At 60.7% G+C, this 18,844-nt stretch carries 19 protein-coding genes and 2 pseudogenes; 12 read left to right on the plus strand and 9 right to left on the minus strand.

Annotated features, from left to right (window positions below):
- Positions 1 to 287: 287 nt before the first annotated feature.
- Both FHX09_RS17850 and FHX09_RS17855 read right to left on the minus strand, forming a co-directional pair.
- Positions 288 to 500, minus strand: a complete 213-nt coding sequence (locus FHX09_RS17850) for a cold-shock protein (RefSeq protein ID WP_007533154.1) — start codon at positions 498 to 500, stop codon at positions 288 to 290.
- A gap of 432 nt (positions 501 to 932) precedes the next feature.
- Complete coding sequence (locus tag FHX09_RS17855) at positions 933 to 1,136, minus strand: hypothetical protein (RefSeq protein WP_007788307.1); 204 nt, start codon at positions 1,134 to 1,136, stop codon at positions 933 to 935.
- A 127-nt stretch (positions 1,137 to 1,263) separates the two neighbouring features.
- Between FHX09_RS17855 and FHX09_RS17860 the strand changes: the two genes are divergently transcribed.
- Both FHX09_RS17860 and FHX09_RS17865 read left to right on the plus strand, forming a co-directional pair.
- The gene (locus FHX09_RS17860; RefSeq protein ID WP_184450482.1) at positions 1,264 to 1,650 is read left to right on the plus strand and encodes a hypothetical protein; all 387 of its coding nucleotides are present in this window, start codon (positions 1,264 to 1,266) and stop codon (positions 1,648 to 1,650) included.
- Positions 1,651 to 2,410: 760 nt separating this feature from the next.
- Positions 2,411 to 3,451: a fatty acid desaturase gene (locus tag FHX09_RS17865; protein ID WP_132595331.1), complete on the plus strand. Its 1,041-nt coding sequence runs from the start codon at positions 2,411 to 2,413 to the stop codon at positions 3,449 to 3,451.
- A gap of 163 nt (positions 3,452 to 3,614) precedes the next feature.
- On the opposite strand, the gene uvrB is transcribed toward FHX09_RS17865, so the two are convergent.
- Complete coding sequence (gene uvrB, locus FHX09_RS17870; protein WP_184450483.1) at positions 3,615 to 6,623, minus strand: excinuclease ABC subunit UvrB; 3,009 nt, start codon at positions 6,621 to 6,623, stop codon at positions 3,615 to 3,617.
- A gap of 178 nt (positions 6,624 to 6,801) precedes the next feature.
- On the opposite strand from uvrB, the gene FHX09_RS17875 reads away from it, so the two are divergent.
- The 4 genes and pseudogenes from FHX09_RS17875 to FHX09_RS17890 all read left to right on the plus strand — a co-directional run bounded on the left by FHX09_RS17875 (position 6,802) and on the right by FHX09_RS17890 (position 8,744).
- Entirely contained in the window at positions 6,802 to 7,461 is a 660-nt protein-coding gene (locus FHX09_RS17875) for a dihydrofolate reductase family protein (protein ID WP_132594325.1), read from the plus strand.
- Positions 7,462 to 7,543: 82 nt separating this feature from the next.
- Positions 7,544 to 7,868 (plus strand): annotated as a pseudogene (locus FHX09_RS17880) (hypothetical protein).
- Positions 7,869 to 8,019: 151 nt separating this feature from the next.
- A pseudogene (locus FHX09_RS17885) lies at positions 8,020 to 8,199 on the plus strand (hypothetical protein); the annotation flags it as partial.
- 191 nt (positions 8,200 to 8,390) lie between these two features.
- Positions 8,391 to 8,744, plus strand: coding sequence for a DMT family protein (locus FHX09_RS17890; protein WP_007799405.1), 354 nt, complete (start codon positions 8,391 to 8,393; stop codon positions 8,742 to 8,744).
- Positions 8,745 to 8,772: 28 nt separating this feature from the next.
- Here the strand turns inward: FHX09_RS17890 and FHX09_RS17895 are convergent, their stop codons facing one another.
- From FHX09_RS17895 to FHX09_RS17910, 4 genes are all read right to left on the minus strand, one after another.
- Positions 8,773 to 9,105: a metalloregulator ArsR/SmtB family transcription factor gene (locus FHX09_RS17895; RefSeq protein WP_183722985.1), complete on the minus strand. Its 333-nt coding sequence runs from the start codon at positions 9,103 to 9,105 to the stop codon at positions 8,773 to 8,775.
- Positions 9,098 to 9,544 (minus strand): SRPBCC family protein, encoded by a 447-nt coding sequence (locus tag FHX09_RS17900; RefSeq protein ID WP_007799409.1) that lies wholly within the window; start codon positions 9,542 to 9,544, stop codon positions 9,098 to 9,100. Before FHX09_RS17900 ends, FHX09_RS17895 begins: the two co-directional genes overlap by 8 nt.
- Before the next feature lie 70 nt (positions 9,545 to 9,614).
- Positions 9,615 to 10,202 (minus strand): hypothetical protein, encoded by a 588-nt coding sequence (locus FHX09_RS17905; RefSeq protein ID WP_132594319.1) that lies wholly within the window; start codon positions 10,200 to 10,202, stop codon positions 9,615 to 9,617.
- Positions 10,203 to 10,205: 3 nt separating this feature from the next.
- Positions 10,206 to 10,592 (minus strand): acyl-CoA thioesterase, encoded by a 387-nt coding sequence (locus FHX09_RS17910; RefSeq protein ID WP_007799415.1) that lies wholly within the window; start codon positions 10,590 to 10,592, stop codon positions 10,206 to 10,208.
- 319 nt (positions 10,593 to 10,911) lie between these two features.
- Between FHX09_RS17910 and FHX09_RS17915 the strand changes: the two genes are divergently transcribed.
- From FHX09_RS17915 to FHX09_RS17940, 6 genes are all read left to right on the plus strand, one after another.
- Positions 10,912 to 12,732 (plus strand): methyl-accepting chemotaxis protein, encoded by a 1,821-nt coding sequence (locus FHX09_RS17915; protein ID WP_184450484.1) that lies wholly within the window; start codon positions 10,912 to 10,914, stop codon positions 12,730 to 12,732.
- A 157-nt stretch (positions 12,733 to 12,889) separates the two neighbouring features.
- The gene (locus tag FHX09_RS17920; RefSeq protein ID WP_132594313.1) at positions 12,890 to 14,551 is read left to right on the plus strand and encodes an alpha/beta-hydrolase family protein; all 1,662 of its coding nucleotides are present in this window, start codon (positions 12,890 to 12,892) and stop codon (positions 14,549 to 14,551) included.
- Between the two features lie 128 nt (positions 14,552 to 14,679).
- Complete coding sequence (locus tag FHX09_RS17925) at positions 14,680 to 14,838, plus strand: hypothetical protein (RefSeq protein WP_007799420.1); 159 nt, start codon at positions 14,680 to 14,682, stop codon at positions 14,836 to 14,838.
- 161 nt (positions 14,839 to 14,999) lie between these two features.
- On the plus strand, positions 15,000 to 15,194 hold the full coding sequence (locus FHX09_RS17930; RefSeq protein ID WP_037083729.1) for a hypothetical protein: 195 nt from the start codon (positions 15,000 to 15,002) through the stop codon (positions 15,192 to 15,194).
- A 72-nt stretch (positions 15,195 to 15,266) separates the two neighbouring features.
- Complete coding sequence (locus tag FHX09_RS17935) at positions 15,267 to 15,509, plus strand: hypothetical protein (protein ID WP_007799422.1); 243 nt, start codon at positions 15,267 to 15,269, stop codon at positions 15,507 to 15,509.
- A gap of 145 nt (positions 15,510 to 15,654) precedes the next feature.
- Positions 15,655 to 17,064 (plus strand): aspartate aminotransferase family protein, encoded by a 1,410-nt coding sequence (locus tag FHX09_RS17940; RefSeq protein WP_184450485.1) that lies wholly within the window; start codon positions 15,655 to 15,657, stop codon positions 17,062 to 17,064.
- A 27-nt stretch (positions 17,065 to 17,091) separates the two neighbouring features.
- Here FHX09_RS17940 and FHX09_RS17945 read toward each other — a convergent pair whose 3' ends face one another.
- Positions 17,092 to 17,511 (minus strand): DoxX family protein, encoded by a 420-nt coding sequence (locus tag FHX09_RS17945; protein ID WP_132594309.1) that lies wholly within the window; start codon positions 17,509 to 17,511, stop codon positions 17,092 to 17,094.
- Positions 17,512 to 17,621: 110 nt separating this feature from the next.
- Entirely contained in the window at positions 17,622 to 18,668 is a 1,047-nt protein-coding gene (locus FHX09_RS17950) for a sensor domain-containing diguanylate cyclase (protein ID WP_184450486.1), read from the minus strand.
- Positions 18,669 to 18,844 lie beyond the last annotated feature (176 nt).

Below are 18,844 nucleotides of genomic sequence, written 5' to 3' on the forward strand. Positions count from 1 at the left end.
CACCTGATTCCCCGGTGTTCGGGAATGAAGCGCGGATCTTCGGAGCGAGTATCGCACCGTTGTCGGGAGCGGGGATGTTTGCGTCTGCGACAGCATGTCCGTGGAAGGCCAACGGGAGCTGACCGGAGACGGGTGCAACTGCGGCCGTGGCGTCCAGGTGGGCAGGAGGCATCCGCAAGTGGCACGCCACCTTGCGAGCGTCCTTTGGGTCCGGCCGCCATCCCAGCAAACGAAAACGGCGCCCCTTGCGGAGCGCCGTTCCATCCTGCCGAAACAGGAAACTTGGATTAGTTGGCCGAGATGTTGACGGCCTTCGGGCCCTTGCCCATGCGATCCGGCTCGGTGTCGAAGGTGACCTGCTGGCCTTCGCGTAGCGACTGGATGCCAGAAGCCTGCAGCGCGGAGATGTGGACGAAAACGTCCTTTGCGCCGCCTTCCGGCGTGATGAAACCAAAACCCTTGTCCTGGTTGAAGAATTTTACGGTGCCCTTGGTGGCCATTGGGATAGTCCTTTTCCCTTAGTCTGTCTGGTATCCATCCCCCCGAGAGGAAATGGACGGCTTTAGCTTTCGCGCGCTCTCATCGAAAAATCAACGCACGAAGGGTCAGTCGAGTAGTTCACGAACGGGGAAAGAACGTCTACGCACGCAGGTGTCCCCCACGCTGCCTTCCTGCCGGAAGGCGTTACCACATCAGTCCAGTCACCGGCATGCAAATGCCCGAGAGCCGCATTTGGTGACAGCATTCGAAGCAAAAGGCAAGCGGCAATATTGTGGCATGCGATTCTACGTACCGGGAATGGCCAAAGATTCAGACACTTGACGAATGGTAACCATGCACCGCCGCGGCTGTCCCATTTCCGGAAACTGTGCTGGAACGGCACCGCCGCGGCGCCTTCCCTTCCTCGGGCGTACCTGCAAGGAGGTGCAATCCTAACGGGCAGCCGCGCCGCCGAGCTTGTGCTGCACGAAATCGGCGCTGCCGCGGACATGCGACACCACCGGCTTGCCGCCGGCATCGGCGACGGCATAGGCGATGATGGTGACATCTTCCTCGAAGGCGGAGACGTAGAGGACCTGCGCGGGATTGACATAGATCGCGTTGTTGTGGGTGTTCTTGAAGCCTACGAATGCCATGCATGTCTCCTTTCGCATTGCCGGGGCAGATATGCCATGCAGGGGTTGACGCAAGTTTAATGGGATGCGGCGCGGCTGGCATGGCGGCCGGACAGCGGACATCTCTAAAGGCACGACGATTCCGGCCATGACAAAGGGCTCACTCCGATTCTTTTTTGATTATGGCGCCCGCGGCTGCTTGTGGGCGGACCGCTTGATGCCACCGTTTATGACCTTCAAGGGCACATTGCAGTGCCTCCCCGAAATTTCCTTATTTCGCAAGGTTCACTCGTTCATCAGTCGTCTCGACCAAGAACATGCTAGTTACCTCAACCCATTCTACCCGCCTGGCCCGAGTCTTTGGACACAAGCCAAGTGCGAGCGCTTCAATGACAATGTGGACCAGCTTCTGGTATCGCTTCGGGGAGAGTTGGGGGCAGAATTCGTGATGGCAGATGAGCAGAAACGCCATACCGAGGTCCCGACCCTTGGCGAATTCCTCGCCGCGAATCCCAATCAGAAGCCGATGCGCTAGCATTAGATCGAATGTCCGCAATGGGTGCCAATGGCGGCCTCTGAAATATATCTCCAATCAATCCGCGCACTGGAATTCCATCTTAATTTCCGCGCGCATTCTCTTATTGTTATAGAACCGCAATTGTTGTTTTTTGTGATTTTCATCTCCGGATAATATTTCTTGGCGCTTCTATCAGCCAAGGGCAATCGGTGCTATTTAAGCCGCACTAAGCGCTGTGCCGCAGAAAGATCCCCATGACATACCGGCCGCTTCGTGATCGCGTCGTCATCCGACGCGCCGAAGATGATACCCAATACGAGGGCAGGATTTCCGATACCGCATAGGAAGAACCCAGGAAGGCGGGGTGATGTGCATCAATCACGCCCCAGGACGAAAGCGGAAAGCTCAATTTCAAGACGGAAAGGATCGAACCAATGGCCAAGGGACAAATGAGAAGCAACCGCGAGACGCGGAAGCCTAAACAGGAAAAGTCGCCGGTGAAGGTCGAGGCGACCTTCGCCAATCAGGTCAAGGACGCGACGAAAAGCAGCCCAGGCGGCAAGCACAAAAGATGAAGCCAAAGGGAAACGCGCCAGGCGGCCGAGCGCCGTTGTCAAGCGAGCATCCCCACGCCAACATTCCGAACCTCAGGACATCCAGCAACGATGAACTCTTTTTATGCGATCTATCGCTTCGACTACCCGCTTTTCCTCATTAAATCTGGGGTCGCAATCGCCCTTGTCTCCTCGACATTCATTGCCATGCGCGGAACTATTCTTTGATCGATGCTCTTCACCGCGACCTAAGCCCACCCCTTTTCGACGAAAAGGCTTGGCTCAAGATCATCGCCAATTATCGCCAACCGCATCTCAAACGCAGTGTTTTTGAACTTGCAGTAACGGCCATTCCATTTGCGTTTTGCTGGGCTGGTGCCGTGGCAGCGGTTCACTACGGCTTCTGGGCCGGGCTGGTTCTGATCGTTCCCGCAGCCGCCTTTCTGCTTCGCTTGTTTATGATCCAGCACGATTGCGGCCACGGCTCCTTTTTTGCGCGTCGGCGCATCGACGATTGGACGGGCCGCGTGATCGGTGTCCTGACGCTTACGCCCTATGATTACTGGCGCCGAGCGCATGCGGAGCATCATGCCTTGGCGGGAAATCTCGAGGGGCGCGGCATTGGCGACATAACAACGCTGACGGTATCGGAATATGACCGCCGTTCCTGGACCGGTCGGCTTAGCTATCGCCTGTACAGGCATCCGGCAGTCATGTTCGGCATCGGCCCGGCATGGCTGTTCCTGTTCAAGCAGCGGCTACCCTTCGGCATGATGCGATCGGGTTCCTTGCCCTGGATATCCACCATGGCGACAAATCTGGCGATCGCGCTTATCTCCGCAACATTGATGTGGGCAATCGGAATCCTGCCCTTCCTGCTGGTGCATCTGCCTGTCGCCTTACTGGCCGCAACCGCAGGCATCTGGCTCTTCTACGTGCAACATCAGTTTGAAGAAACCCATTGGTCAAGAGAACCGGAATGGCAATTTCCACATGCGGCCCTTCACGGTGCATCGCATTACGACCTGCCGCTGGCCCTTCGCTGGATCACTGGCAACATCGGTATCCATCACGTTCACCACCTGTCGAGCAGGGTGCCCTATTACAGGCTTCCGGAAGTGCTGAGAGACCACCCGGCATTGGCCGGCATTGGCCGCATCACCATGATGGAAAGTCTGCGCTGTGTAAAACTGGTTCTGTGGGATGAGCACAGCCGACGCCTGATCTCATTTCGCGACGCCGCAAAGCTGCGGCGCGCGCAGTAGTCTGGTCGAACGTACCGTTCGGAGCGGATCGGGCTTCAAATGGTTGAAGGTCGCGGCGCCGGCCTCCTTACCAGCGGATTTGCCAGATACACTGAAGCATGCTCCGGCCGCTGTAGATGCGGTGGGTCGGATGGCCTGCATTGGCCGTAAGCGGTCGTTGCGTCTACCGCCCCGGCCGACCCGTCTTCCCCTTCGTGCGCCCCTTGCGGCGTTGTTCTGTCGGATCCTCATAGCTCCCAACCCCCGTCTTGCCGCGCACCAGCGGGCGGACGTCGTCGGTCTGCTGTTCCAGCGGCGGCGAGACGCGCTTCTTCGTGCCGATCGATTCCCCTGGCTTCTCCGGCAGCTGGCCGGCGACCGGTTTTTCTGTGCGGCCGACGGTCATTTCGTCGAGGGAGTTCCGGCGGAAGAGGCTCTTGCCCGCGGGCTCGGCTATGTCGCGGCCCATTTCGTCGAGGTCAGGCTTGCGGAATAGCGGCGTCGCGCTGTCGGTGCCCGGCCCCATGTCCTCGAGGGTGGGTTTGGCCAAGTAGGAGGTTCCTCGCCCGCCCTCGCGGTTCGAGGCTCCGCCCTTCGGGTTCCGCACCTCACCATGAGGGCTACCCGCCGCGGTCGCAGCTCCGTCCGCATCCTGAGGTGGGCGCGTAGCGCCCCTCGAAGGACGAAGGCGGCCGCCTTCCAGCGCCTTCGACTCTTCTCGCGCCATTGGATCGTCCATGACGGCGAGTTCGGCGGCCTTGAGCCGCTTGATCTCGTCGCGCAGGCGCGCGGCCTTTTCGAAGTCGAGGTCGGCGGCGGCGTCGCGCATCTGCTTTTCCAGCGCGTTGAGATGCGCCTGCAGGTTGCCGCCGACGAGGTTGCCGCCGTCTGCAAAGCCCTTGCCCGAGGCGCCCGATATGTCGGCGCGGACGTGGTCGCGCTCGTAGACCGAGTCGAGAATATCGGAGATCTTCGCCTTGACGCTCTCCGGCGTGATGCCGTGTTCGGCATTGTAGGCCATCTGCTTTTCGCGGCGGCGGGTGGTTTCCTCCATCGCCCGCTTCATTGAGCCGGTGACGTTGTCGGCATAGAGGATGACCTTGCCGTCGACGTTACGCGCGGCGCGGCCGATGGTCTGGACCAACGACGTTTCGGAGCGGAGAAAACCTTCCTTGTCGGCGTCGAGGATCGCAACGAAGCCGCATTCGGGAATGTCGAGGCCTTCGCGCAAGAGGTTGATGCCGACGAGCACGTCGAAGGCGCCGAGGCGCAGATCGCGGATGATCTCGATGCGCTCCAGCGTGTCGATGTCGGAGTGCATGTAGCGTACGCGCACGCCCTGCTCGTGCAGGTATTCGGTGAGGTCCTCGGCCATGCGCTTGGTCAGCACGGTGCAGAGGGTGCGGTAGCCCTTGGCCGCCGTCTCGCGGATCTCACCGAGCACGTCGTCGACCTGGCTGCGGGCGGAGCGGACTTCGACGGGCGGATCGATCAGGCCGGTCGGACGGATGACCTGCTCGGCGAAGACGCCGCCGGACTGTTCCATCTCCCAACCGCCCGGCGTTGCCGACACGGCGATTGTGTCGGGGCGCATGGCGTCCCACTCCTCGAAGCGCAGCGGCCGGTTATCCATACAGGAGGGCAGGCGGAAGCCGTATTCGGCGAGCGTCGCCTTGCGGCGGAAGTCGCCGCGGTACATGCCCCCGATCTGCGGCACGGTGACGTGGCTCTCGTCGATGAAGACGATGGCGTTGTCGGGCACGTATTCGAAGAGTGTCGGCGGCGGATCGCCGGGGTCGCGGCCGGTCAGGTAGCGCGAATAGTTCTCGATGCCCTGGCAGGAGCCGGTGGCTTCGAGCATTTCGAGATCGTAGCGGGTGCGCTGCTCCAGGCGCTGGGCTTCCAAGAGGCGGCCGGCCTTTTCCAGTTCGACCAGGCGGTGCTTCAGTTCCTCCTTGATCGACTTGATGGCGGCGTTCAGTGTCGGGCGCGGGGTGACGTAGTGCGAGTTGGCGTAGATCTTCACCGATTTGAGATCGCCGGTCTTCTGGCCGGTTAGCGGGTCGAATTCGGTGATGGCGTCGATCTCGTCGCCGAACATGCTTATGCGCCAGGCCGCATCTTCCAGATGGGCCGGGAAGATTTCGATGGTGTCGCCGCGCACGCGAAAAGAGCCACGCTGGAAATCCATGTCGCGGCGCTTGTATTGCTGGGCGACGAGGTCGGCGAGCAGCTGGCGCTGATCGAGGCGGTCGCCGACATTCATCTGGAAGGTCATGGCGGTATAGGTTTCGACCGAACCGATACCGTAGATGCAGGAGACGGAGGCGACGATGATGCAGTCGTCGCGTTCCAGCAGCGAGCGCGTCGCCGAGTGGCGCATGCGGTCGATCTGCTCGTTGATCGAGGACTCCTTCTCGATATAGGTGTCGGAGCGCGGGACGTAAGCTTCCGGCTGGTAGTAGTCGTAGTAGGAGACGAAGTACTCGACCGCGTTGTCGGGGAAGAAGTTCTTGAACTCGGAATAGAGCTGGGCGGCGAGCGTCTTGTTCGGCGCGAGGATCAGCGCCGGGCGCTGCGTCTGCTCGATTACCTTGGCCATGGTGAAGGTCTTGCCGGAGCCTGTGACGCCGAGCAGCACCTGGGAACGATCGCCGTTCTCCAGGCCCTCGACGAGGTCCTTGATGGCGGTCGGCTGGTCGCCGGCGGGTTGGTATTCCGAGTCCATGCGGATCGAGATGCCGCCCTCGGACTTCTCCGGCCGGGCAGGGCGGTGGGGCGTCCAGATCTTGCCGTTCTTGTGCAGCGGGTTGCCGCTCTCGATCAGCGCCGACAAAGCCTCGACCGTGGCGGTGACGGCGGTGCCAGCCTGCAGCGAGGCGGCTTCCTCCAGCGTCGTGTCCATGCCTGCCACCGGATTGAGGCCGGCGGCGGCGCGGGTCTTCGGATCGGTCGAACCGCCCATAGAGGTGCCGCGCGCGGATTTGGAGGCGGCGATCTCCACCTTCATGCGGTGCTTTCCGGCCTTCGAGGCGATCTGGCGCTGGCTCTCGACGCCGGAGGCCTCCGCATCGGCTTCCAGCTGCTTCACCCACTCGGCGACGGAACCCTCTAGAGGGGCACCTTCAAAAGACGACTGTGGGGCTTCCTCGAAGCCATTCGGGGCGGGAGATTTCTTCGGAGCTTTGGCCATGGCCGGAATATGGCGAGACTCACTGCGAAAGTGAAGAGGCAAAGAGTACAAAAGGGAAACAAAAGAATCGTTCGGATTTGGCAAACAGTGGCGTTTGATTTTTATCTCCACCGGTTGTCGGCACCACCCGCGGCCGACCGTCCTTGGGGCAGTGAACGTTCTCGCCAAGGAGAGAGAGATGCGGAAGATCATTACAGGTGCATTCGTCAGTCTCGACGGCGTCATGCAGGCGCCGGGCGGTCCGGACGAGGATCCGATCGGCGGCTTCAAGTATGGCGGCTGGGCCGCGCCTTATTTCGACGAAGCGATGGGCGAGGCCGTGGGCGAGATGTTCGCCAATCCTTTCGATCTGCTGCTCGGCCGCAAGACCTACGACATCTTCGCCGCGCACTGGCCTTATGTGGCGGCCGACGACCCGATCGGTCCGCTGTTCGACCGGATCACCAAATACGTCGCGACCCGCAATCCGGAGTTCAGGCCCAGCTGGCAGAACAGCCAGGTGCTGGGGGCCGACGTGGTTGGCGCGCTCAGGGCGTTGAAGAGCAGCGACGGCCCGGATCTCCTGACGCAGGGATCGACCGACTTCCTGCAGACGCTGTTCAAGAACGACCTGGTCGACGAACTGCATATTTCATTCTTTCCCGTCGTGCTCGGCAAGGGCAAGAAACTGTTCGGCGACGGCGCCTTTGCTGGCGCCATGAAACTTGTCGGTTCCCGGGTTTCGGGCTCCGGCGTGACCACTAACAAATATGTTCGTAGCGGCGACATCGTGCCCGGCTCGTTCGAGTTCGAACAGCCGACGGCCGCCGAGCTGGAGCGGAGAAAGAGCCTGACGTGAGCGACCATTCAGTGCCGTATGCGGAGAACCGCGCATCGCCGTTGCTCTTCGCGTCGATCGAAAGCGTATGTGGAGGTAAGTCATGGAGGACGTTCCGGTCATCAAAATGCGGCGCAAGGGCAAGAACCTTGAGCAGCGGATGCTAATCCCGAGCGAAAAGATGGTCGTCGACGCCTTGCGGGCGGCTCAAGCGGGTCGTCTGTCGGCTCTGGGGGATCAGGCGCACGCTCGCGGCGGAATACGGCGCGGATGCGTGCTGCCCGGTGACGGTGCAGCAGCATCTGGTACCCATTAGCCAGGATGGCAGCGCTCCGTTCTGGCGCGTCGTTGACCCGGACCGTCCATTTGCCCGACGTATGACGGGCGGGCCGCATCGTATTCGCGAGAAGTTGGCGGCCGAACGCTGAGCGACGGTCAAACTGTCGCAGGCGGGAACCAGGACAGCAAAATGCTGACGTTAGACGAGGCTGCCTGTCACAGCGTCAACCTCGCCCATCCCCGGGCGATCCCTCTCTTCGACGGCATCCGGAAATTGCCCGCCTCGCCGCCGCTTTCGGACTGAGGAACAATGATGTCCGCAATGTAGAGCCTGCGCGCGCTACCCCGCAGCAGCGCAACACTGTCATCGCCAGCTATCTCGGCGGGACGCTCGATGCCTTCGATTTCTTGATACTGGTCTTCGTTCTCAAATATATCGCCGAGGAGTTCCACACCGACGTTCCCGCCGTCTCGGATGCCTTCTCGTATTAGGCGCACAGCCCTTGAGGATCTCCCACAAATCAACGTCAATCATTGATTGTGTTTGGAGGACATCTTAGATGTCGCCCTCGGCTACTGGGCAAGCGTGAAGCTGCAAGTCAGTGCAGCCTCTTGCGGAGCGGAAATTTGGCGATACATGCTGCCGCCAGTTTCAACGTCGGGAATCACCCATGCCCTTTGCCTTCAACCCGGCCGCCGTCTGGCCGATTGTGATGCTTTTCGCTTCCAACATTTTCATGACCTTCGCCTGGTATGGGCATCTCAAGCACAAGGGCGCGGCGCTGTTCATCGCCATCGTCGTCAGCTGGGCGATCGCCTTCTTCGAATACTGCCTTGCCGTACCGGCCAACCGTATCGGTTCGGCCGTCTATTCGACGGCGCAGCTCAAAACAATGCAGGAAGTGATCACGCTGCTCGTCTTCTCGGGTTTCTCGGTCTTCTGGCTCGGCGAGAGCCTGACCTGGAACCACGTGATCGGCTTTGCCCTGATCGCGATCGGCGCATCCTTCATTTTCCGCGGTTAGGGCTGACAGGCTGGCTGGCGCGCTACGCCTACCGCTCCACGAAGGCGCGCAGGCGTTCGAGCGCGTCGTCCCATTGCCGGGAGACGCTGTCGAGATAGGCGCGCATTTCGCCGATCCGATCCGGTTGGAATGCGTAGTGGCTTTCCCGCCCGACCTTCGTCGAGTGGACGAGGCCCGCCTGTTCCAGCACGCGCAGATGCTTCGTCACCGCCTGGCGGGTGAGCACGGTGCCGACCGAAAGACCTGCGATCGAGCGTTCGCGCCCGTCACTGAGGGTCGTCAGCAGCGACAGGCGCGTCGGGTCTCCGAGGGCGGCAAACAGGATCGCCGCGTTCTCGCGATGGAGTTCGACGTTAGCGATCGACGTATTCCTTGATGTTTTTCATCTGCGCGGCCCAGCCGCCGTCGTTCATACGGAAGGCTTCCTCGCGCCGGTGCGGCGGGACCTTATCGAAGCCCGATTCCGTGACCGTCAGTCGTGAACCGGACGGCGTCGGCTCCAGGCGGAACTCGACGAGAGTCGGCGGTTCACCGGAATAATCGATATTGGGATCGACGGCGTAGGGATGCCAGGTGAAGGAAAAGAGCTCGGGCTCCTCCATGCGCTTGACGGTCGCCTGCCAACGAATGTGTTCGTAGCCGGGATAGGTGATGTTACCTGTCGAATTCTCGCCCGGCACGAAGGGGCCGTCCAGTTGGACGCGGAACCATTCGCCGAATTCGCGGTGATCGGTGATGGCTTTCCAGACGCGCTCGACTGGTGCATTCAGTTCGATGATCTTCTCGATGCGGTCAGACATATCAGCAACCTCCTGGTTGCCTTTTAATCTCATATCTGTCGTTGATTGGCAACCAAAAAGTTGCGCATCGCTATCCGAGGACGTCATAAATGCGGAAGATAAAGCTGACCTGATAGACCAGATTGAGCCAGATAAAGGCCGCGTGAAAGCGGCGGTTGGCCGTCCATGCGGCAATGACGCAGAGGATGACATAGACGATATTGCGCGCCGGAAACTCCCAGCCGATGGACTGGATGTGATCAGTGCCCTTGATCGCAGTGTCGACGATATCGATGGCATAGGTGAGGGCGAGCGTGCCGAAGAACCAGCGCCGGCGGGAGTAGAAATACTCCTCGTAGCCACCGTATTCGTCGAGCGAGGCGGGGAAGAGCAGGGCGCAGAGCATGAAGAACAGGCAGCAGAAAGAAACCAGAAACAGGTAGATGCCGAAATGCAGCACCGGCACCGCCTGCAGCCGGTATTCCCACCACCAGATGTGGATGATGAAGAGAAACATGGAGGCCGCCCAGCCGAGATGCACGGCATAGGGCCTGGCCTTTGCCGGATGCTGGATAATGCCAGCGATGCCGGTCAGCAGCCGCGCAAGGCTCAGCGAGATCACCATCCCCATCACCACCTTGATGTGGAGAAAGACTTCGGGCGAGGCGACCGTTTCCATGGCTTACTCTGCGGGGACCGGCTTCGGCTTTCCACTCTCGTCGAGCGCAACCATGATGAAGGTCGCCGCTGTCACCTGTTCCATGTTGTTGTAGCGGGCGCGCGTTGCCCATGCCTCGACCGAGAGCGTGATGGAGGTGCGACCGACGGCCTCGATCGTTGTGTAGACCGAGAGCGTATCGCCGATCTTCACCGGCAGGGCGAAGGCCATCTCCTTGACGGCGGCCGTGACGACACGGCCTTTGGCGCGCTCGGACGCGGTGATGCCCGAGGCAAGGTCCATCTGCGCCATGACCCAGCCACCGAAAATATCGCCCGCCGGATTGGCGTCGGCGGGCATGGCAACGGTGCGAAGGGTCAGCGCGCCGTTCGGCTTGGCGTTGTCGGTCATGCAAGGCTCCTGTTCGGCAAGATAGATAGCGATTCCGAAAGGACCGTAGCGCAGATGCCTCTGAAGCGAAACGTAGCGCTGTCCAGAGGCAGTAGGTTCGTCGCCGCATCTGCTACCATGGTCCTATGAGAAATTACCTAGCGCGATTAGTGGCAACCGCTTATTGCCGATATAGATCAATGATTTGCACGGAAATTTGAGCTGCTGACGAAAACGCTCACCCTACGGCAGCTGAGTCAACTCTAATTAAAATTCACGATCCGGTAAGGCCCGCATAGCAGTATTTGACTATTCTCAAATTCTGAACTGTCGGGGCTCAATGCGTAACGTCAAGATTTCCACCCGCCTCTATTCTCTCGTGGGGCTGACGCTGACTATTCTGGTTCTCGCCATCACCTTCTTCCTCAACTATTCGCACGCGAAGCTGGAGAGCGAGCGCAAGCATGGTCTTGCACAAATGGATGCGACGGCGATCGCCATCTTCCAGAAATACTACAAGCTGGAACAGTCCGGCGCCATGACGCGGGAGCAGGCGCAGACCGCGGCAAAGGACGTGATCTCGGCCATGCGCTACGGCGGTAACGGCTACTTCTGGATCAATGACATGCATCCGACGATGGTCATGCATCCGATCAAGCCAGAGCTGAACGGAACGGACCTGTCCCAGAACAAGGATCCGACCGGCAAGTTCATCTTCGTCGAGTTCGCCAATACCGTGAAGAAGAGTGGCGAAGGCTTCGTCGACTACTACTGGCCGAAGCCGGGCGCGGCCGATCCGGTTCTGAAATATTCGCACGTAGTCGGCTTCGAGCCGTGGGGCTGGGTCGTCGGCACCGGCGTCTACGCTGACGATCTTGCGGCGCTTTATCGCCAGAACGCGATCTTGGCGGCCGGCGCCTGCCTCGTCGGCGCGATCGTCATCCTCGGCGTCGCTTTTGGCATCGTGCGCAGCGTGACGTCTCCGATTGCTCGGCTGAAGGGCGCGATGAACGCCATTGCTGATGAGCGCGACGCCGTCGACATCGTCGACCACGACCGGCGCGACGAGATCGGCGCCATGGCGAAGTCTCTACTTGTGCTGCGTGATTCCGTCCGCGAGCGAGCCCTGATGCGCGATCGCGAGAGCCGGCACCAGCTGCAGATCGAGGAGGAGCGTCGCGGCAACGAGGCCAACTGGCGCTCGGCAGCGGATCGCCAGACCTTTGCCATCCAGTCGCTCGGTGCGGGACTTGAGAAACTGGCTGCCGGCGACCTCACCGTGTCCATCGGCGATCTCGGCGACGACTACGCCAAGCTGCGTTCCGACTTCAACTCGGCCGTCGATGCGCTGAGCGGCGTCATCCAGGCGATCGCGGAATCGACCCGCGTCGTTAACGACAGCGCCAGCGACATCAGTGAAGCCACGAACAATCTGTCGAAGCGCACCGAGCAGCAGGCGGCCGCGCTGGAGGAGACGGCGGCGGCGCTCGACGAGATCACCGCGACCGTGCGGACCGCTTCGGAACGTGCGGCCGAAGCCCGCGAGATGGTGGCGGAAACCAAGACCAGCGCCGGCAAGTCCGGCGAGATCGTCCGCAATGCGGTCACCGCGATGAACCGCATCGAGGACTCATCAAACCGTATCAGCCAGATCATCGGCGTCATCGATGAGATTGCCTTCCAGACGAACCTGCTCGCGCTGAATGCCGGCGTCGAGGCGGCGCGTGCAGGCGAGGCGGGCCGCGGTTTTGCTGTGGTAGCACAGGAAGTGCGCGAACTTGCGCAACGCTCCGCCAATGCCGCCAAGGAGATCAAGGTATTGATCCGCACCTCGGCAAGCGAGGTCGGCAACGGCGTGACGCTGGTGCGTTCCACCGGTGATGCGCTGCTTGAAATCGAGGAACTGGTCAATCGCGTCAACAATCACGTGACCTCGATTGCGACTGCAGCGCGCGAGCAGGCCACGGGACTCAACGAGATCAACACGTCGGTCAACCACATGGATCAGATGACGCAGCAAAATGCCGCGATGGTGGAGGAGACGACGGCCGCAAGCCAGACGCTGGCCGAAGAAAGCCGGCAGCTGGGCACCTTGCTGGCCAATTTCAGGCTGCGCGCCGCCGGTGGCAGCAGCGCGGGACGGATTGCCCGCGCTGCCTGATTAGCTGACTAACAAATAGGCCAAGGGTCTCCCGGGCGACGCCACGGGGGACCTTTTTCGTGATGCCTACCTGCCCGTTGCGTCCCTTGAATTTGCGCTTTCAGATAGTAAGGTGCAGGGCTGGTCGTTATCGGCGCGAGAAGCAAGAGAGGAACGCATGAGACGTTTGCTGCTGCGCCTATTCGCATCGCTTTCGACGCCGGGGTTGGCACTTGGCTTCATCTTCTTTGCCGCGTCGCTGACGCCGAGCCTCATGCCACGATCCTTCTTTGTTCAAGGCGCGCTATCCGGCATCGCCGCCGCCGTAGGGTATCTGTTCGGGGTAACCTTTACATGGCTCTGGAAATACCTAGAGCTGCCGATGCCGGCGGGACGAAGACTGCCCGGCAACTTGATCGTTTGCGGACTTGGTATTGTGCTGTCAGTGCTCGTCCTGTGGCGCGCTGCGGGATGGCAGAACTCGATCCGCGACTTATGGCACATGGAGCGGGTCGATACGGCTGAGCCCTTCAGCGTCGCCTTTGTCGCAATCGTCGCCTTCTTCATTGCGGTTCTGATCGGTCGGCTGTTCCGGCTGACGTGTTTGTTCCTGTCGGAATGGCTATCGCGCTTCGTGCCGCGCCGCGTTTCTCAAGTGATCGGGGGTGTCCTTGCGATCGCACTCTTCTGGTCTGTCGTTGACGGCGTGCTGCTGCGTGCAGCGTTGCATCTAGCCGATAGTTCATTCCAGAGGGTCGATGCGCTTCTGGAAGACGGCGTCCCCATGCCAGGTGATCCGGCAAAGACCGGAAGCGCCGCCTCGCTTGTCACTTGGGAGGGACTTGGGCGCCAGGGCCGTAATTTCATTGTGTCCGGCCCGACAGCTGCGCAGATCGGCGATTTCTGGAAGACGCCGGCGCGCGAGCCGCTGCGTACCTATGTGGGTCTGAACAACGCGGAAACGATTGAAGAGCGCGCAAAGCTCGCGCTCGAAGAGATGAAGCGCCAAGGCGCGTTCGAACGCTCGCTCCTCGTCATCATTGCTCCGACGGGAACTGGCTGGATCGATCCGGAGGCAATGGATACGCTCGAATATCTGCATCACGGCGACGTGGCGAGCGTCGGGCTTCAGTATTCGTATCTCACGAGTTGGTTGTCGCTGCTGGTCGAGCCGGAATACGGTTCGGCGTCCGCCAGGGCGTTGTTTCGGGAAGTCTACGGTTACTGGACGACCTTGCCACGGGACGGGCGACCGAAGCTTTACCTGCACGGCCTCAGCCTCGGAGCGCTGAATTCGCAGGTCTCGGCCGATATCTTCGACATCGTGGCGGATCCATTTCAGGGGGCGTTTTGGAGCGGGCCGCCTTTTGAAAGCAGGATGTGGCGAGACGTGACGGCGGCGCGCAATCCCCAATCGCCTGCGTGGTTGCCGCAGTTCCGCGACGGGTCTCTCATCCGGTTCACCAACCAGACGAACCAGTTGAATATTCCCGGCGCAAACTGGGGACCCATTCGCATCGTCTATCTGCAGTATGCCAGCGATGCCGTGACGTTCTTCGATCCCTATTCTTTCTATCGGGAACCGGCCTGGATGAGGCGTCCGCGCGGGCCGGACGTTTCGCCGAGCCTGCGCTGGTTTCCCGCGCTGACGATGCTGCAATTGCTGGTCGATTTGGCGATCGCAACGAGCTCTCCGATGGGGTACGGCCACGTCTATGCTCCGCAGCACTATATTGACGGTTGGGTTGCCGTGACGGACGCGAAGATTGATGCCGAGAAGATCGATGCGCTGAAACGGCTGTTCGAGGCCCGATCGGTGCAGGCAGGCGTAGGTGACTAGTTATCCACAGTCAGCGTCCTAAACCGGGAAACGCTGTGCATTAACCATGGTTGTTAGCTTTTCATTTAGCGTCTCGTATCAGTTTGCGCCGCAGTGGCTGGGAAACCACAGCATTGAGGCTCGAAACAATGACCTACAGCGGATTGCTTCTTACTGCTATCGTGGCTGGTTTGATCACAATTCTGGCGGTCGGCAGTCGTCCGGCGAGTGAAGCCGCGTCCAACTGGCCGCAGATGCAGGTGATGAAGACAGACCGGATCGTCACGGGCAGCGTTCCTGCGCGATAATTGAGAAAGTGTCAGATTTATACCGTGTCAGCGGCGGCGGGCGCTTCGAATCGGCACGTTGGACCTCCCTTGGAGAGGTGTCGAGGCTGACATTCAGACTTTGTTAGGCATCGCAACCGCGAGGCCTTTGTCAACATCGGCGGATGACCTAAGTCGAGATCATGGGAGAGAAATCATCATCCGAGTCGCGGCCGTGTCTGATCGATCTGGTGATCGTCGGGGTGGTCGCGGGGCTTCTGGCCTGCCTGCTGCGTGGCGGCAACATCGGTGCGATCGCGCCGGTGGGTTTGGGAACAGCCTTGTCCTGGTATTTTTTGGGCTTCCCGATCATCAGGACAAGAAATCGCTCGCGCTAATTGGTCGTCCGAAGCAAGAGCACGTTAAGAGTCAGGGGCTTAATCGGGTAGGGTTCTTGAGGCAATTTACCCATGTGTAGTACCGATCAACGTTACGACGTCATTTGCGACCCACTCGATCTCTGGATGGTGTGGGACAACCAGACAGAAGAGCCTGCATCGTTCGGCGGACAGATATTGCATGGCTTGACGGAACGCCACGCCGTCGAAGTTGCCAAGATCATGAACGAGCTGTACGGCAACGAGAAGCGCGACGCGGCTCGTTTATCCGGCAACGACTTTAGCCCGACTGCGTGTCGCAGTGCCGGGGGTTGATGTTCTCGGGCGTCACCGTTGCGAGTTGTGAGCGCCGGGCTGGCACGGGCATAAGGTTCAGGCTATTCTCCGTCACCGCAGGCTTGGGCAGCGATGTCGCGTGCGTATTTGGGAGGCGCGCGGCATAGGCGGGGAGGCGGATGCCGTGAGCACTAAGGAATTGTTCTCGATCGCCGCCGCTAATGCGGCACGTTTTCGCGACACGACGGACAGCCGTCCGCATCGTCCTTTGCGGGACTATCCCGCCGCCGTGGAGGCCTTTGGCGCCCCGCTGCCTGAACTGTCGTCGCCGATGATCGACGTACTCGACGAGCTGGTGGTGACGGCGGAACCTGGATTGCACTTGATGACCGGAGCGCGCTTCTTCGGCTGGGTCATCGGCGGCTCGCATCCCATGGGAGTTGCCGCTGATTTCCTGACGAGCGCCTGGGGACAGAATGCCGGCAACCATGCGGCGTCGCCTTCGGCGGCGGCCGTTGAAACAGTCGCCGCACGCTGGCTGCTTCAGCTGCTTGGACTTCCGGCGGGCTGTTCTGTCGGCCTTGTCACTGGCGCGACCGTCGCGAACTTCACCTGCCTCGCGGCTGCTCGAGGCGAGGTGCTGTTGCAGGCCGGCTGGGATGTCGATGCCAACGGACTGTTCGGAGCACCGCCGATCACGGTGCTGATTGGCGATGATGCACATACGACCGTGTTCTCCGCGCTGCAGTTTCTCGGCCTCGGCCACGATCGCGTGGTACGGATCCCGACGGACGATCAGGGGCGCATCGTACCAGCGGCGTTCGAGCAGGCCATGGCTGCCGTCTCCGGCCCTTGCACAACGATCCTCCAGGCAGGGCAGATCAATACTGGCGCCTGCGATGATTTCGGCAGACTGATCCCGATCGCCAAATCGAAGGGCGCGTGGGTGCATGTCGACGGGGCGTTCGGCCTCTGGGCGCAGACCTCGGCGCGGCGGCGTCATTTGACCGCCGGCGTGGAGCAGGCGGACAGCTGGGCTACCGATGGGCATAAATGGCTGCAGACGCCCTATGATTGTGGCTATGCGATCGTGCGTGACGAACTGGCACATCGGCGGGCGATGACCATTTCGGCGAGCTATCTGCCACTTGCCAGCGAGGGCGAGCGGGATCCCTCGCACTATGTGCCGGAGCTGTCGCGGCGGGCGCGCGGCTTTGCCACATGGGCGATGATCCGGCATCTCGGGCGTAGCGGCATCGAGACCCTGATCGACGGAGCGTGTGAGGCAGCTGCCGGCATGGCGCTGGCGCTCGCTGAGGAGGCGGGAATTGCAATCGGCAACGATGTTCAGCTCAACCAAGTGATCGTGCGCTTCGGAGCGGACTTGCCGAGCGAACAGGCCGACGACCTGACCAGGCGAACGATCGGCGCCTTGCAACGCGAAGGCGCTCTGTTTGCCGGCGGAGCGACATGGCGCGGCAGACAAGTCATGCGCTTATCGGTTACCAATTACCAGACGAACGCTGCCGAAGTGGCGAAGGCGGTCGACGCAATCTTGAGAGCCTATCGGGCAGAGCGGCGAGACGCCGTGTGACCATATGGTGACCTGCCGTGCGCCACCCTACAACCCGCGGCCCCTCAGCCAACTGTCAATCGAGAGAGAGCCAGCACCGACGGCGGCGAGCACGAACATGCCGCCTGCAATGGCGAGGTCCTTTTCGAAATGAAAGAGTTCGTTCTGGTCGCTGAAGTTGGTGTGATAGAGCGTGGCAGTGGCGACGCAAAACAGGCCCAAGGCGGTCGCGCCGACGCGCGTCAAAAGCCCGGCGGCGATGGATAGGCCGGCGCCGATCTGGAGAGCGATCGTTGCCACAAGCAGTGGAACACTCAAGCCGAATTGTGCAGCCATCTCGACGGCGCCCGAAAAATTCAACGCCAGCGAGACGCCCTCATGCAGAAAGATCCAGGCGAGAAGCAGCCGGCCGATCAATAGCGCAATATCGATCGCTCCTGTGCCGACCGAGGATTTGCCGTCTGCCATAGGAACCTCCATGCCGCGCTACCAACGATCCGAGACAGCGTGCTCGCATTATAGCCCAGAGACGAGGATTCGTCAGCCTTGCCTCCTGAGCCCGCGGCGTGAGCAGGAGGCTAGGCAGCGTCCATTTTTGGACTGTCGATACCCGCGGGAGCCCCGTGGATCCAGAAGCGGTTCTTGCCGTCAGTCTTGGCCTTGTAGAGCGCGGAGTCGGCACAAACGAAGATGTCGGAGTTCATTGATGGATCGAAGAAGGCGACGCCCACGGACGCACCAACATGCATTCTGGACCCGTCCCGTTCGACCGAGCGGTTGAGGCAGTGGACGACGGTCTCAGCAAGCTTGGCGACGCTTTCGGCGCTGTTGTAGCCGCTGACAAGGACAGCAAACTCGTCGCCGCCAATACGGGCTACGAGGTCCGTTCCCTTGCACGCTGCCAGCAGCCGCTTGGCCGTTTCCCTGAGGCACTCGTCGCCAGCCTGGTGGCCGAACGTGTCGTTGATGCCCTTGAAGCCGTCGAGATCAATGAGAAGCAGGGCTGCGGCGGTTTCGCCGACAGCGTGCTGGGGCAGACGCTGCAGGGCAGACTGGAACTGCGCGCGGTTCGGTAGGCCGGTGAGGATGTCGAATTCCGCGAGATAGCGAATCTGGTCGAACATCATCTTTTCGGCCGTGATGTCGAGTTTCATGCCGAAGATGCGGACAGGGACATCGCCCTCACATTCGACGGTGGCCGTGATACGGATCCAACGGGTATTGCCCTTCGGCGTCACGATCTCGGCATCGAGCGTAAAGCCGCTTCGCTCCTCAATCGCGTGACTGCGCAGCCGCACAAGTTCAGCCAGCGAATCCCTGGAATAGCATTTCAAGATCTCCGCGCGATCGAGATCGGCCTCGTATGGCACGTCGAAGAGATCATAGACCATCTTGGTCCAGACAAGGCAGTTGTCCGGCAGGCTGCATTCCCACACGCCGATCCGTGCGGCTTCGGATGAGCGATCGAATATCTTGCGGCTGTGGGCGAGGGCAATCGCCTGCTGTTCGAGCTGCTGTTCTTTTTCCGCGACGGCACTTTGGAGCGCTTCTACCACAGCCTGGCTGCCGCGCGTGGATGGTGCCAGGCGAGCGGCGATTTTGGCGAAAGTAGCGAGGAGCTTCATTCCCGACCCAACGGTTGACGATCCAAATCCTACAATCGTTGGAATGACTTAAGATTTCGTTTTGTGCATTGTGCAGCAAGTTGCGTTGTCGAACGAAACGATGCCCAAACCGGAACATCTGCGCGTCCAAGCAAGCGTTTCTCCTTCGGGCCTGCGTGCGCTGTTCCGGCTCTATA

The organism is Rhizobium sp. BK538, assembly GCF_014197575.1.
Taxonomy (GTDB): Bacteria; Pseudomonadota; Alphaproteobacteria; order Rhizobiales; family Rhizobiaceae; genus Rhizobium.

Bases quoted from the DNA above. Each gene is read 5' to 3' on its own strand.
- FHX09_RS17850 (WP_007533154.1), bottom strand. From the start codon at position 500: ATGGCCACCAAGGGCACCGTAAAATTCTTCAACCAGGACAAGGGTTTT.
- FHX09_RS17855 (WP_007788307.1), bottom strand. From the start codon at position 1,136: ATGGCATTCGTAGGCTTCAAGAACACCCACAACAACGCGATCTATGTC.
- FHX09_RS17860 (WP_184450482.1), top strand. From the start codon at position 1,264: ATGACAAAGGGCTCACTCCGATTCTTTTTTGATTATGGCGCCCGCGGC.
- uvrB (WP_184450483.1), bottom strand. From the start codon at position 6,623: ATGGCCAAAGCTCCGAAGAAATCTCCCGCCCCGAATGGCTTCGAGGAA.
- FHX09_RS17875 (WP_132594325.1), top strand. From the start codon at position 6,802: ATGCGGAAGATCATTACAGGTGCATTCGTCAGTCTCGACGGCGTCATG.
- FHX09_RS17890 (WP_007799405.1), top strand. From the start codon at position 8,391: ATGCCCTTTGCCTTCAACCCGGCCGCCGTCTGGCCGATTGTGATGCTT.
- FHX09_RS17900 (WP_007799409.1), bottom strand. From the start codon at position 9,544: ATGTCTGACCGCATCGAGAAGATCATCGAACTGAATGCACCAGTCGAG.
- FHX09_RS17905 (WP_132594319.1), bottom strand. From the start codon at position 10,202: ATGGAAACGGTCGCCTCGCCCGAAGTCTTTCTCCACATCAAGGTGGTG.
- FHX09_RS17910 (WP_007799415.1), bottom strand. From the start codon at position 10,592: ATGACCGACAACGCCAAGCCGAACGGCGCGCTGACCCTTCGCACCGTT.
- FHX09_RS17915 (WP_184450484.1), top strand. From the start codon at position 10,912: ATGCGTAACGTCAAGATTTCCACCCGCCTCTATTCTCTCGTGGGGCTG.
- FHX09_RS17920 (WP_132594313.1), top strand. From the start codon at position 12,890: ATGAGACGTTTGCTGCTGCGCCTATTCGCATCGCTTTCGACGCCGGGG.
- FHX09_RS17925 (WP_007799420.1), top strand. From the start codon at position 14,680: ATGACCTACAGCGGATTGCTTCTTACTGCTATCGTGGCTGGTTTGATC.
- FHX09_RS17930 (WP_037083729.1), top strand. From the start codon at position 15,000: ATGGGAGAGAAATCATCATCCGAGTCGCGGCCGTGTCTGATCGATCTG.
- FHX09_RS17935 (WP_007799422.1), top strand. From the start codon at position 15,267: ATGTGTAGTACCGATCAACGTTACGACGTCATTTGCGACCCACTCGAT.
- FHX09_RS17945 (WP_132594309.1), bottom strand. From the start codon at position 17,511: ATGGCAGACGGCAAATCCTCGGTCGGCACAGGAGCGATCGATATTGCG.
- FHX09_RS17950 (WP_184450486.1), bottom strand. From the start codon at position 18,668: ATGAAGCTCCTCGCTACTTTCGCCAAAATCGCCGCTCGCCTGGCACCA.